Annotated in this window: 13 protein-coding genes; 6 read left to right on the top strand and 7 right to left on the bottom strand. The window is 41.8% G+C overall.

Translation table 11 applies throughout. The annotated features are described in order from the left end of the window. Positions 1 to 122: 122 nt before the first annotated feature. Positions 123 to 1,781, top strand: coding sequence for a S41 family peptidase (locus PBN151_RS22595; protein ID WP_072730790.1), 1,659 nt, complete (start codon positions 123 to 125; stop codon positions 1,779 to 1,781). A 253-nt stretch (positions 1,782 to 2,034) separates the two neighbouring features. Here PBN151_RS22595 and PBN151_RS22590 read toward each other — a convergent pair whose 3' ends face one another. Together PBN151_RS22590 and PBN151_RS22585 are read right to left on the bottom strand one after the other, a co-directional pair. Continuing rightward, positions 2,035 to 2,808 (bottom strand): CPBP family intramembrane glutamic endopeptidase, encoded by a 774-nt coding sequence (locus PBN151_RS22590; protein WP_072730789.1) that lies wholly within the window; start codon positions 2,806 to 2,808, stop codon positions 2,035 to 2,037. A 60-nt stretch (positions 2,809 to 2,868) separates the two neighbouring features. Continuing rightward, on the bottom strand, positions 2,869 to 3,162 hold the full coding sequence (locus tag PBN151_RS22585; protein WP_072730788.1) for an RNA polymerase alpha subunit C-terminal domain-containing protein: 294 nt from the start codon (positions 3,160 to 3,162) through the stop codon (positions 2,869 to 2,871). A 297-nt stretch (positions 3,163 to 3,459) separates the two neighbouring features. Between PBN151_RS22585 and PBN151_RS22580 the strand changes: the two genes are divergently transcribed. Continuing rightward, on the top strand, positions 3,460 to 4,209 hold the full coding sequence (locus PBN151_RS22580; protein WP_072730787.1) for a MerR family transcriptional regulator: 750 nt from the start codon (positions 3,460 to 3,462) through the stop codon (positions 4,207 to 4,209). 105 nt (positions 4,210 to 4,314) lie between these two features. Here the strand turns inward: PBN151_RS22580 and PBN151_RS22575 are convergent, their stop codons facing one another. The 4 genes from PBN151_RS22575 to PBN151_RS22565 all read right to left on the bottom strand — a co-directional run bounded on the left by PBN151_RS22575 (position 4,315) and on the right by PBN151_RS22565 (position 8,526). Next, a complete protein-coding gene (locus PBN151_RS22575; protein ID WP_072730786.1) occupies positions 4,315 to 5,817 on the bottom strand; it encodes a malate:quinone oxidoreductase in 1,503 nt (500 codons plus the stop codon). Positions 5,818 to 5,896: 79 nt separating this feature from the next. Next, positions 5,897 to 6,052: a hypothetical protein gene (locus PBN151_RS31470; protein ID WP_155987265.1), complete on the bottom strand. Its 156-nt coding sequence runs from the start codon at positions 6,050 to 6,052 to the stop codon at positions 5,897 to 5,899. Positions 6,053 to 6,819: 767 nt separating this feature from the next. Further along, on the bottom strand, positions 6,820 to 8,037 hold the full coding sequence (locus tag PBN151_RS22570) for a serine hydrolase domain-containing protein (protein WP_072730785.1): 1,218 nt from the start codon (positions 8,035 to 8,037) through the stop codon (positions 6,820 to 6,822). Between the two features lie 51 nt (positions 8,038 to 8,088). After that, positions 8,089 to 8,526, bottom strand: coding sequence for a MarR family winged helix-turn-helix transcriptional regulator (locus tag PBN151_RS22565; RefSeq protein ID WP_072730784.1), 438 nt, complete (start codon positions 8,524 to 8,526; stop codon positions 8,089 to 8,091). Between the two features lie 190 nt (positions 8,527 to 8,716). Between PBN151_RS22565 and PBN151_RS22560 the strand changes: the two genes are divergently transcribed. The 4 genes from PBN151_RS22560 (at position 8,717) to PBN151_RS22545 (ending at position 11,786) form a co-directional block, all read left to right on the top strand. Then, a complete protein-coding gene (locus tag PBN151_RS22560) occupies positions 8,717 to 9,235 on the top strand; it encodes a thioredoxin domain-containing protein (protein ID WP_072730783.1) in 519 nt (172 codons plus the stop codon). 149 nt (positions 9,236 to 9,384) lie between these two features. After that, complete coding sequence (locus PBN151_RS22555) at positions 9,385 to 10,230, top strand: transporter substrate-binding domain-containing protein (RefSeq protein WP_072730782.1); 846 nt, start codon at positions 9,385 to 9,387, stop codon at positions 10,228 to 10,230. 107 nt (positions 10,231 to 10,337) lie between these two features. Further along, the gene (locus PBN151_RS22550; RefSeq protein ID WP_065293289.1) at positions 10,338 to 11,006 is read left to right on the top strand and encodes an amino acid ABC transporter permease; all 669 of its coding nucleotides are present in this window, start codon (positions 10,338 to 10,340) and stop codon (positions 11,004 to 11,006) included. Positions 11,007 to 11,018: 12 nt separating this feature from the next. Further along, complete coding sequence (locus PBN151_RS22545; protein ID WP_072730781.1) at positions 11,019 to 11,786, top strand: amino acid ABC transporter ATP-binding protein; 768 nt, start codon at positions 11,019 to 11,021, stop codon at positions 11,784 to 11,786. A 368-nt stretch (positions 11,787 to 12,154) separates the two neighbouring features. Here PBN151_RS22545 and PBN151_RS22540 read toward each other — a convergent pair whose 3' ends face one another. Then, positions 12,155 to 12,484, bottom strand: coding sequence for a DUF2834 domain-containing protein (locus PBN151_RS22540; RefSeq protein WP_072730780.1), 330 nt, complete (start codon positions 12,482 to 12,484; stop codon positions 12,155 to 12,157). Positions 12,485 to 12,517 lie beyond the last annotated feature (33 nt).

Below are 12,517 nucleotides of genomic sequence, written 5' to 3'. Positions count from 1 at the left end.
CAGACACACTGTAGAGCAGTATTCACGAGCGTGCGAAAATTTAGGAACAATTTATGTATCGTTCAAGCAGCTTCTGAATGGCATTATATAGAAACTGATTTTATGGGGAGAGGTGCTCTTTCATGAGCTTTTACGGCACGATTGATTCCATCAAGTGGTTTACGGTCTGGGATTTAATCCTTAGCGCTTTGAATTTATTTGTTCTGATCTGGTATGCTGTACCGATTCAGAAATATTACAGGTGGTTAGACTTTGTGCCGAGTATCACCCTTCTTGGAGCAGTGATAAGCATTCTAGATGGGAATACTTCAGATCTATCCTTGATCATCTATTCTTGGACATTCCTCGTATTCATTTGTACCATCAAAAAGGTATTCAAGCCTTCTCGACGCATCCTTGTTCCTAAGTATCGAATATGGCGGATTATAGTTTGTATCGTCGGGGTGATCCCGCTTGTAGCTGCACTGATGTTCGCAGGGCAATTGAGGTACAATCCGGTAAGCGACTTAAGCAGCCTGAGCTACTCCCAAGCATTTGTGGAGATGAATGAGCGACTGTCAGTGGAATACCCGTTCAGTGATTGGAAAAAAATCAATTGGGATGCGCTAAGAAGTAAGTTCGAGCCTATCTTCCAAAAAGCTGAGAAAAATCAGGATAAAGCGCTCTATTACCAGACCTTGAAGGAATACGTCAGTTCCATTCCCGATGGTCATGTCGGACTTAAAGAAAATAAGGCAGAGCTTAAGGCTGAAATTGGAGGCGGATTCGGCATAACCGCGATCCGGCTGGATGATGGTACGATACTCGTGAACAAGGTCATTAAGGATAGTCCTGCTGAACAGATAGGAATCAAAGTCGGTGCAGAGATTGTGACTTGGGATGGCCGTGATGCGAAAGAAGCTTATAATAACTCAGGCTTCATTGTTACCTCTTTAGCCACAGAACAAGCGAAGATGCATCATCAAGGTCTGCTTATGACGCGAGCCCCAATTGGCAGAGAGGTGCAAGTCGCCTTTATCAATCTAAACGAAACGAAAACCCAAAAAGTTACACTTCAGGCATACGACGACAACTTTTTAACTTTACAAAGGGAGAATGCTGGACAGGACATCATTGAAGGTCAATTATTAAGCAGCGGGTACGGCTATTTGAAGATTAATTCTTTTCAGAAGGAGCTCTTCGCTACAAGTCCGGAAGAAATATTGATTACCAAGTTGCAGGCATATCTGGATCATCAAATGAAAGGATTGATCATTGATGTTCGAGATAATCGAGGCGGTGAAGACCAATTAGTAGCGGATATAGCCCGGCATTTTGTACAGGAGGAACGCTTTTACGAAATTACGAGCTATTATAACAGGTATACCCACAAATTCGAGCTGGATCATAATGAAACTAGAACGCTCACGCCAACAGAACCATCGTTCAACGGGAAAATCGCCATCTTAATCAACAGTCAAACGGTCAGCTCTGGAGAAGGAATTCCATTAGCCTTGAAAGGACTGCCCAATGTCAAAATCATTGGATTTACGCCTACCAATGGCTCATTTGGTCTATACACAGCTCCGATTACCATTCAGCTGCCAGAGGGATATGTCGTACAATTGCCAGATGGCAGATCATTGAACCGCAACCATGAGATTCAAGTCGACAGCGACTTTAGCGGAAAAGGAGGCGTTACCCCAGATATTCAAATTCCGCTAACAAGAGAAACGTTTAAGGCCAAGTATGTTGATAGTATAGATGTGGAGTTGGAATATGCGATTAAAGCGCTGCAATAAATCCGGATGTAGTGCAGTCTAATTCGATAACATTGGAAGGAGGAGCAACCGTCTTCCAGAAGTGGAGGCTGTTGCTCCTTCGTTACTAACCATGTGCACACTCTCCACACCATACATAGTTCCCGTTATATCTTCGAATGCAGGATTGAACCCACTTTCTCTTGTCTACGTGAATGCGATGGGAGCGGCACTTCGATATTGCTACACTGAAGCATCTGAGCTGCTGGACTGCTGTGCAGATGAAGTTTCTCCTTTAGCAGCCTTTATCCACCTTCGTAGTCGGCGTATGCATAACGCCAATCCATAGCAAGACCCAGAGTGGCGCATTGCCAATTGCATGTGCAGCGAACGAAGCCCACGTCGAACCCGTATACTGTGCAATCCATGGTGCAATGAGCATGCCCGGAAGCATTCCGATAAAATGCCATTTTAAGCATGCATGTATCAACCAAGCCCACAGCAATCCGTTAACGACCCAAGCGTATGAACCGAATAGATCGATTTGCAAGGGAAGCATATACCCTCTCCACATTAGCTCTTCGCTGAACATAGCAATCAAATGCAGCGGAATGAACCAAGCAAGCAGCTTCCCATTTCGACGCAGCGGTGTATGAAAAAATTCAGTAGGCGGTATGGAAAACTTCTTGAGCGGATTGAAAGGCGCCGGAAGGTATGGAGGTGGAGCAAAAAGGCGTTTGCGTGCGAAATATTTACCTACCGGTTCTAATAACTGATCAAATAAAATTGTGAACAAAACGGCGCCAATGACCCACAGCCAGTCCTGGCTATCAATAGGCGTTAAGCGGAATCGCTCTATGAAGGATGCTAGAGACAGAACGCCGCCATCTAACCAATAAAGCAAAATACTTACCGGCAACAGCATGATGACAGGTGCCCATAAAAAGAACCAGAACGAAAACAAAAGGGAGGCTCCCCTGTTCACTAGCTTTGGCGTCCAAACATAAAATCCGCAGTACAGCACTGCTCCTACTACTCCGTATAGTAAAATCTGAGCCCACAGCGACATCCACATTCTCCTCAACTTTCAACTTGAAGTATAATCAGGATCATTCTGCTGTTCGATTGTTTATGATTTGAATGACAAGCCCGCTTCCTGCAATGCATTTCTAAGCTTAGGCAATGACGCTGGGCCCATTCCGTGAAATTTCATAATCTCTTTTTCGGTGTGCTTAGCCAGTTCCTCCAACGTGGTTATTCCATTGTGCTCCAACGCACGTCTAGCTGGTGCTGAGAGAATCGCTAGAAACCCCTCCTGCGGCTTGCGCGCTTGCTCACAAACCGGACAAGTTGGACAATCTGTGCTTTTATAATATTGATGTCCCTGTTTACATGTTCTTAGCGTTTTATTGGACGCGGTCATAGTGGTTGTCCCCTCTCCTATTGCTAGCTGTTAATTGTACATGATAAGCAGATCTTAGGCCGAGATGCTGCAGCCACAACACCTTCCACGATTATACATTCAATTGTGTTATGACAAAAGATATTTGCTTACATCTGAGGGAATTTGACGTTTTTGCTTCCCTTTCACCTTCGCTTCGGAAGAACGGAAACGGAATCATTATTAGAAATCCTGCGAAAAAACAAACACTAGCTAATCGTCTTGACTCTCCTCTTAGGGAAGGCCTTACACTACATAAGGAAGGGAGGAAGCAATCGTTTGTACACCGTAAAAGAAGTATCCGAGATGTCCAATATTACAATCAAAACGCTTCATCATTATCACAAAATTGGTCTCCTCTTGCCAAGCAAGCGAAGCGAAGCTGGATATCGGTTATATGGAACGAAAGAGCTTGAACGTCTGCAAGAGATTCTATTTTACAGAGAATTAGATTTTTCCTTAGATCAAATCAAGGATATGATGGAACATCATTCAGATCGACTATCTATTCTTGCCCAGCAGGAGGAGCTGCTCCTCCATCGTAAAGACAGGTTGGACACCATTGTTCAAACATTGCGTAAATCCATTGGGTGTATAAAGGATGGGGAAACTATGGATAACAAGGAAATGTTCAAAGGGTTTGCAAGCGAAGACGAGTGGAACAAAGCGCTGACTGATCAAAATGAGTATTTGAAGGCATCCTACGGGATGGATTCTCTGGAGGTTGCTCCTGAGAAAGTTCAGAATATCAATGAACAAGCAATTGAAGCCATGGCATTCATGAACAAAATGGCTAGTTCCTTACGAGATGGAATTAAGCATAACGATGAGGAAATAGTCAGTCTTATTCGATACCATTTGGTGTTTATGAATAACCATGGGCACAATACGTCTGCTAAAGACTTTGCAGCACAGACTCGATTTTTTCTTAGTGATGATTTTCATCTTAACATGCTCGAAAGTCAGCAGACTGGGTTGGCTTATTATCTCGCAGCTGCGGCAGCGTCTTTCGAGACAACAAATCCATAACTCATCGCCCAGAACAAATGGGCATATAAGCTGATATATTTGATTACTAAAAAGGCCTTGATCCTGTAAATCTCAGGACTAAGGCCTCTTCATTATGTTTATCGTCTACACAACGGGCTGAAGCTCACTGTTAAGACCAAGCGTACGTTCAGTTAACGCATGAATTTCTTTAAATAGCTCCGGGTTTTCCGCAAGCGCTACACCATAGGAAGGAATCATTTGCTTGATTTTTGGCTCCCACTCCTTCACATACTGTGGGAAACATTGCTTAATGACCTGCAGCATGACATGAACGGCTGTTGAAGCACCTGGAGATGCACCAAGCAAAGCCGCAATCGATCCATCAGCAGCACTAATTACTTCTGTGCCGAATTGAAGTGTGCCTTTGCCGCCGTGTGTCGTATCTTTAATAACTTGCACACGCTGACCTGCCACGACCAAATCCCAATCCGCACTTTTTGCGTCCGGGACAAAGTCCCGTAAATCCTTCATGCGCTTTTCTTTGGATAACATGACTTGTTGAATAAGGTATCTTGTCAATGGGACGTTCTTCGCTCCAGCTGCTAGCATCGTAAAGAGATTATGCGGCTTCACCGATGTAATCAAATCGAACATGGAGCCCGTCTTCAAGAACTTTGGCGAGAAGCCAGCAAACGGTCCGAACAACAATGTCTTCTTGTTATCAATATATCTAGTATCCAGATGCGGGACAGACATTGGCGGAGCGCCAACAGGAGCCTTCCCGTATACCTTGGCATGATGCTGCTCTACTATTTCCGGATTATTGCATACCATGAACAATCCACTTACCGGGAAGCCACCGATGCCTTTGCCTTCAGGAATTCCTGATTTTTGCAGCAAATGAAGACTGCCACCCCCGCCGCCGATAAAGACAAACTTTGCCGAATAGCGTTCGACGGTACCGCTTTGCAGATTCCGAACCTTCAGCTCCCATAAGCCATCCTTCGTCCGCTTCAGATCATCCACACTATGCTTGTATTGAATCGCAACGTTTTTGCTCTTCAGATGGTCAAGCAGTATGCGCGTTAAAGCGCCAAAGTTAACATCCGTTCCGGTGTCAATTTTGGTAGCTGCCATCGGCTCATTCGTCGTTCTGCCTTTCATAATAAGCGGAATCCATTCCGATAGTTTGGCCGTATCATCGGAGAATTCCATACCTTGAAACAGCGGATTATTTGATAGCGCTTCAAAACGTTTTCTTAAAAAGGCGACATTGCTTTCCCCTTGGACTAAGCTCATATGAGGCAAGGGCATAATAAAATCCTGCGGATTACGAATTAAATTGCTGCTTACGAGATAAGCCCAGAATTGCTTTGAAAGCTGGAATTGTTCATTAATCTTAATCGCCTTGCTAATATCTATAGTTCCGTCCTTCTTCTCGACGGTGTAGTTAAGCTCACACAGCGCAGCATGCCCTGTTCCTGCATTATTCCATTCGTTAGAGCTTTCTTCTCCTGCGTTAGCGAGCTTTTCAAAAACTGTAATTTCCCAATCCGGTGCTAATTCTTTCAGCATTGTCCCCAAAGTCGCGCTCATAATTCCGGCACCAATTAAGATAACGTCTGTTTTAGTTTGTCTGTTGATCATTTTTACCGTCCTTACATGCTAATGTATTTGTAGAAAAGATATAGGCGCACCTGCCTGCTTGACTCATTCATCCAGATAGTCAATCGGGATGCATAAAAACCAAGGCCTTCTCCCAACTACTTGCAAGGAATGTTGCTTTGGTTTGCTCCGATTCCAGTGAATAACCGCCCTGCGAGCCCCCTAGTTTGCGCTGTACTGCTTTTTTGGACTTGAAAAATGCTCTTCGCAATAACATCGTGGTACCACCAATTTTGGATTAGCGATCATCCCCAATATGCTTTTCTCACCAACGACTTGTAAACAGCAATCTTAACAGCAAAAAATTCAACCTGAGAGCAAAGATCCATGTTCTCAGTGGAAAGGAATATCAATTGAGACCCCTTTGTTAAACTCTAGATTCAAAAGCCATTGAATCTCCTCATTTGCTGTATATCTGGGGTGCCGTGACTCCTTTAGAGGATTAATATTATCATAACATAAAAAAATCCATTTGTTAGTATTGATTTTAAACATAAATGTATGGATAGTCATTGATTTTTGTTTGGATCAGGTCATACCATCCAAACCCTCATTGTAAATAAAATGAGGCTCCCACCTAAGTCACCTTGGACTGGAGTAGCCTCATTGTATTATTTAACTGTTAATGGACTAGATTACTTCGACTTGAATGGCATTGTCGGCTTTCAAGAAACTAATTTAAATAGAAACAAATTAAAATAACTTGAACTTTAACATGTACATCAGAATTCTTTTTACAAAAACATATATAGATTCTACATCATTAGAATTCATTGATTCCCACGGTGCAGTTTTCTCTATTTTTCCCCTAACGACTTGATTCTGTGGTGATAGAGATACGATTGTTCCATATACAGTAGCCTTTTCATTTGCAGTTACTGTTGCAGTTGTTGATGATGATGTTGTTGCTACCTACCATTTACAATCTCGAAGACTCGACAGAAACATACAAATTAATATTTGTTTCAAGTTTCACTCCTTAATCTATAGTTTATGAAACGGTATTTCTACACCCTCATCAATAAAGATTCCTTCAGAAATATCGATATAACTCATCGTATTTCGAATCCAATACAGGTTCGGTTCCACTTTAAATAAATGGGTATCATGTTGGTCATGGAAAGAAATAATATACGAGTTTATTCCCTCTTTAATTATGAAGGATGTTTGATATTCATCAGCGAGTTGATAAGTACCTGCGAGATTATCAGCACTATTGAATTTCATGATACTAGGATGCTTTGGAGCATCAGGTTCTTTACTTTCACTAGCTTGGTTTAAGAATTCTAATATTTGCTGCTCGTAAAAAGGGCTTACCTCTTCATTCGTTAAGAGAACCGTCACCTCTCCGCTTGTCACGGAACATAAGCAATGCGACGAATAGCCAGGCCAACCACCAGAGTGACCAATAGAACCGTCTTGAATGATAAACCCACAACCATATGAGCTATGTAACGGTGAAGGAGTAAGGGCGCGATTCACCATTTCAAGCGATACTAATTTACCTTGAAGAAACCCTTTTACAAATCGGGCTATATCTTGAGCTGTTGCATAAATGCCTCCGTCACCATAAAAATCGTGTTTCTTATCGATATCTTTAAAAATCGGATCGTCTGTTGCATGGATATATTTCTGATTTATAAAATCAAATAGCTTACCGACAGCAGTTAGTTTCAATTTTGGCTTCGTTGTCGTGTTTTGAAGTTGAAGAGGTTGGGCGATCATTCTTTGTAAATAATCCTCATAAGAAAGTTGACTTGCCTGTTCGATAATTTTAGCTAGCAAAACATAATTTGTATTTGTATAAAGCCAACCGCTACCTGGTAGGAAATAAGGCTCCTTGTTATGTAAAATATCTTCAATTTTCTCAACTGAAGAATTATCGATATATTCTGGGATACCGGATGTATGCATCAACAAATCTTTAATCGTTACATCTTTAAAGATACTTGTATCAAACCACTTTGTTAGGTTGTCTTTAAAATGAATCACCTTCTGCTCTATTAATTGAAGAACCATTACAGCAGTGTACATTTTGCTTAAAGAAGCAATGTTAAATAGTGTTTCCCCCGTAATCGGAACTGAATTCTTCATATCTGCAAAACCTATTGTCACATCTACAATTTCGTTATTGCTCGTTTCTACATAAACTGCACCATTGAACTGGATTTTTTCAAGCGTAGAATAAATAGAGTTAAACATAATTAAGCCTCCTAAATATATTAGTTGTCTAACATATTGGATGAGAAGAACTCAAATGAACTCTTCAGCTGCAATTTGTTTCAATTTTTTCGTAATTCTTTCTAACTCGTTACGTTCGGCAACAGTTAGTTTAGAAAATAAACGATCGGCCACAGAGCGCTCGACATATTCTTGCTTTTCAAAGTACTCCTCGCCTTTAATTCCTAGCGTAATAAACACTTCTCGGCGATTATCAGGATTGATAGCACGATGAATAAACTGGTTTTTCTCCATCTTCGCAATAAGCTGGCTTACTGCACTAGAACTAATGTTCATTTCTATAGCAATCTCACCTACCGTTATTTTGTTGGCTGCATATACAATATCCAGCAACACGGCTTGCTGAGTGGTGATAGAGCTAGCTAAATATGGTTCATAGTGTTTAAAAATCAAGCGGTTAATGGCATAATCAGCTTCATTAATTTGTTTTACTTGTTCATAGATGTTCACGCAGCTCACCCTCTGAAATATGTTAGATACCTAATATATTAGAGGGGCAGCTGCGATAAGTCAAATTATTCGATAATGGATTGTAGTATGGTAACTTAGCTTTTAACCGATAGCAATTAATGTTGACAATATAGGTCGGAATAATTATAGTTTACTAGTATCAACATTCTTCTAAGAAAGCGGGTTAAACATGACCAATCACATTGAGAACAGACAATTGAGTTTTGGACAGAAAGACGCCCCTATTAAGGTTGAGGTATTTTTGAATTTAACCTGCCCTTACTGCGCAACCTTCTTCGGCATCGCGGAAGATGTTCTGCCAGCCTTCTTGGAACAAGGTCAAGTTGAATTTATCGTCAAGCATTATGATAAGCCTAGAGAGATGCTGTTAAATGGAACGCTGGTTAACTTGTTCTTGGACTATAGAAATCCTGCTCGTGCAAGAGAGATTATCAAAGAATTGTTCAAAACCCAATCCCAATGGGATCAGTTGAACAATCAGGAAATCAAAAATCTACTAGCTTCCAACTATCAACTGCAAGAAGAGCCGGATAACACGGAAATTAGCTTGCATGTCACGGCAGAAGCCATTCGCAGAAACGTGAGGATGGTTCCTACTGTATTTATCAACAATAAAGAATATCAGTTCCCTAAAGAAATTGATGCAGACGAATTGAAGGCTGAAATCGAAGCTCTCCTGGCAAAGTAATCTCTTTGTCGCCAAAGCTCTGAACATATATTCTTAGAGCACGTTCATTTCATTCGTTTTGTTGAATTCCTTATCTATCAATTCCGACTTTACGCATATGTTTACACTACACATAAGATGCAAGCATGCACAATCTACAGGAGGACATTATGAAGCAGCATTTATCTAAATCCTATCGTCTATTGTTAACGTTAACGATCTTTGCCGTATTTCTAACCGCCTGTGGTGCAGGTAAAACTGGCGATTCTGCCAATTCGAATATCGCGAAGGATGCCCAAGGAGCATCACCGAAAAAAGTGCTTCGCGTCGGGACTTCTGGCATTTATCCGCCGTTTGTATCAAAAGGTAAGGACCAAAAGCTTGAAGGCTATGATGTCGATGTATTGAATCTAGTTGGCGAAAAACTAGGCTATGAAATTGAATGGACGGTAGCTGAATTTTCCGGATTATTCGGCATGATGGACAGCGGTCGTATCGACACTATCGCCAACCTAATTGCCGTTACCGATGAACGGAAAGAAAAATATGACTTTACCGATCCCTATGCATATTATTCAGTTACTCTCGTCGTCAAAAATGACCGTGATGATATCAAGTCCATGGATGATTTGAAAGGGAAAAACCTAGGTGCCCTGCTTGGCAACAATATGCATAAGTATGCAACAAAGTGGAATGAAGAGCATGGGAATGAGATCAATATCCGTGCCTATCAAGACGTAAGCGGTACATATAAAGAAGTGGATATGGGGCGGATTGACGCCTTCATTGACAGTAACTTTGTTGCGCACTCTCGAATTAAAAAGGAAGGCTTACCGCTGAAGATTTTCTCGGAGAAGCCTCTCTACACAACCGAGAATGCATTTCCATTTGTGAAGAGCAAAGAGAATGAAGAGTTCATTAAGCAGTTCAGCAAAGCGCTGCAAGAGTTGAAAGACTCCGGCAAATTGAAGGAGCTTTCGGACAAATGGAGTGAGATTGACGTGACGAAACCTTAAAGCTCGTCATTCAGCTTATAATTAGATGTTACAGATCCCCCTATTTCAGGGGGTTTCTTCATTCCCTATTCAACATGAATTAAGACTACAATTGGTGGTGTCTATCCATGAATTTCGATGTGAAGTATATGCTTGGGCTGTTTCCATCGCTGCTCGAATATTTGCCGCTCGTCCTGTATATCACGCTGCTGGCTTTCTTATTCGCTATTTTGCTAGGCATGGTGTTTACTTGGATCATTTCAAATAAAACAAAGATCATTTATCCGATCTTACTCGTAATTATTTCTTACTTCAGGGGAACGCCGTCCCTCATTCAAATCTTTGTTTTTTATTTTGGTATGCCGCAGCTGTTCCCGTGGATGAATTCGATGGATGCAGTTACAGCCGTCATCATCGCATTAAGCTTGCGCAACGCCGCATATCTATCGGAAGTCTTCCGATCCGCGTTGGCATCGGTAGATAAAGGGCAAGCTGAAGCAGCTTTATCCGTCGGTATGACAAGATGGCAAGCAATTCGAAGAATTGTACTGCCACAAGCTGCAAGAACCGCAATCCCGCCAACCGGGAACTATTTCATTATGATTTTCAAAGAAACCTCGCTCGCCTTTACAATTGGGGTCACAGACATGTTGGGACAAGCCAAGCTGGAAGCGGCTGTTACTTATAAGTTCCTGGAGGCATTTCTGGCAGTTGGATTCATCTACTGGGTCGTCACTGCAATCTTCTCCTCGATTCAATCCCGAATTGAATGGAGAATGGAGAAGCCTTATCGATAGGAGGAGCAACATATGATTACAATCGACAATTTGCATAAAAGCTACGGAAATACCGATGTGTTAAAAGGGATCAATCTTCAAATCGATAAGGGAGAAGTTATCGCCATCATCGGCCCATCTGGCTCAGGAAAGTCCACCTTTTTACGTACGCTCAACTTATTGGAACAGCCTCAGAAAGGCAACATTACAATCGATGGTGTTCAGATCAACGCGGAGAAATATACGAAGAAGGATGTCTATCAGCTGCGACAGAAAACGGCGATGGTGTTCCAGAATTATAACCTATTCAAGCATAAAACAGCTCTGGAGAACGTTACGGAATCCCTAATCGTCACTCGCAAGATGAATAAAGCGCAGGCCATTGAGATTGGCATGCAGCTGCTGCACGAGGTCGGATTGGAAGGCAGAGAGCATCATTATCCAGCCGCACTTTCAGGTGGACAGCAGCAGCGAGTTGGTATCGCCAGAGCATTAGCGCTTGATCCCTATGTGATCTTATTCGATGAGCCTACATCGTCATTGGATCCGGAATTAGTGGAAGAAGTGCTGCATGTGATTAAAGAAGTTACGAAGAAAAATACGACCATGATTATCGTTACGCACGAGATGGATTTTGCTCGAAATGTAGCCGACCGCGTCATTTTTATGGCAGATGGTTACATTATCGAGGAAGGAACACCCGAGGAGCTATTTTTGCACACGCAAAATGAAAGAACCAAGAAGTTTATTAGAAATTACGTTAACACGCTCAATGGATATTCAACGGAATATTCGATATAAAGCCTCTCTTCTCCATGTTACAACGACGCTGCTGGCATCATCATTGTCAGCAGCGTCTGTGCAAGTAATAAAAAGTTCACTTCTAAAAGGGATATTTTACATACATTAGATGGTTCTATTAATTGGCCATCCATCTGCATGGAGTAAATATAGGTATTAGACCGAGCAGCATCAAGCTGTTGCTCACGAATGCTCCACAGCCGTTGCCTCGTACTTTAATTTGCCGTTTTTTACTACAAGTTATGATTATTAGGTTGAAGGTTGAGCCCTTTTTCCGTAAGATAATTTTTGTCTTTCACAAATGTGACCACATTAATTTCCCCTATCTGCAGCCATTCCAGCGAATTTCAGAGGTATTATACGTAGGGTTATTCAACTGTCATCTTTTTCAAATGCAGTTCTCGCAACATTAAAAACATAGGCAGCCCAAAAGAAACTCCTACAGTTAATGTGCCAAGTATCGGAATCCAGCACAAACTCATTTTCATCCCGGTTCGTTTTCCCTCGTATCGAATGAACACTAATAATACGATCACAGATACAATGACATCTAACCAGGCAAATGAGCCAATTCGGGTTCTCGCTGCTTCTTCGATAAGCAAAGGTAACTGCAATCCATGTTCGTATATCCAGGGAATGAACTGAGAGTACGGCAGCACAATCCCAAGCAACGCTAAAAACCCATATAGAACCTTCATCTGATTCCCCCACTAAAATAATGACATCAGCTT

This window comes from Paenibacillus sp. NAIST15-1 (assembly GCF_001894745.1).
Taxonomy (GTDB): domain Bacteria; phylum Bacillota; class Bacilli; order Paenibacillales; family Paenibacillaceae; genus Paenibacillus_B; species Paenibacillus_B suaedae.
This window is presented reverse-complemented; position numbering and strand designations above follow the sequence as displayed.

What these genes read in the sequence shown, in the direction of transcription:
- PBN151_RS22595 (WP_072730790.1), top strand. Translation starts at nt 123, where the DNA reads ATGAGCTTTTACGGCACGATTGATTCCATCAAGTGGTTTACGGTCTGG.
- PBN151_RS22590 (WP_072730789.1), bottom strand. Translation starts at nt 2,808, where the DNA reads ATGTCGCTGTGGGCTCAGATTTTACTATACGGAGTAGTAGGAGCAGTG.
- PBN151_RS22585 (WP_072730788.1), bottom strand. Translation starts at nt 3,162, where the DNA reads ATGACCGCGTCCAATAAAACGCTAAGAACATGTAAACAGGGACATCAA.
- PBN151_RS22575 (WP_072730786.1), bottom strand. Translation starts at nt 5,817, where the DNA reads ATGATCAACAGACAAACTAAAACAGACGTTATCTTAATTGGTGCCGGA.
- PBN151_RS31470 (WP_155987265.1), bottom strand. Translation starts at nt 6,052, where the DNA reads ATGTTATTGCGAAGAGCATTTTTCAAGTCCAAAAAAGCAGTACAGCGC.
- PBN151_RS22570 (WP_072730785.1), bottom strand. Translation starts at nt 8,037, where the DNA reads ATGTTTAACTCTATTTATTCTACGCTTGAAAAAATCCAGTTCAATGGT.
- PBN151_RS22560 (WP_072730783.1), top strand. Translation starts at nt 8,717, where the DNA reads ATGACCAATCACATTGAGAACAGACAATTGAGTTTTGGACAGAAAGAC.
- PBN151_RS22555 (WP_072730782.1), top strand. Translation starts at nt 9,385, where the DNA reads ATGAAGCAGCATTTATCTAAATCCTATCGTCTATTGTTAACGTTAACG.
- PBN151_RS22550 (WP_065293289.1), top strand. Translation starts at nt 10,338, where the DNA reads ATGAATTTCGATGTGAAGTATATGCTTGGGCTGTTTCCATCGCTGCTC.
- PBN151_RS22545 (WP_072730781.1), top strand. Translation starts at nt 11,019, where the DNA reads ATGATTACAATCGACAATTTGCATAAAAGCTACGGAAATACCGATGTG.
- PBN151_RS22540 (WP_072730780.1), bottom strand. Translation starts at nt 12,484, where the DNA reads ATGAAGGTTCTATATGGGTTTTTAGCGTTGCTTGGGATTGTGCTGCCG.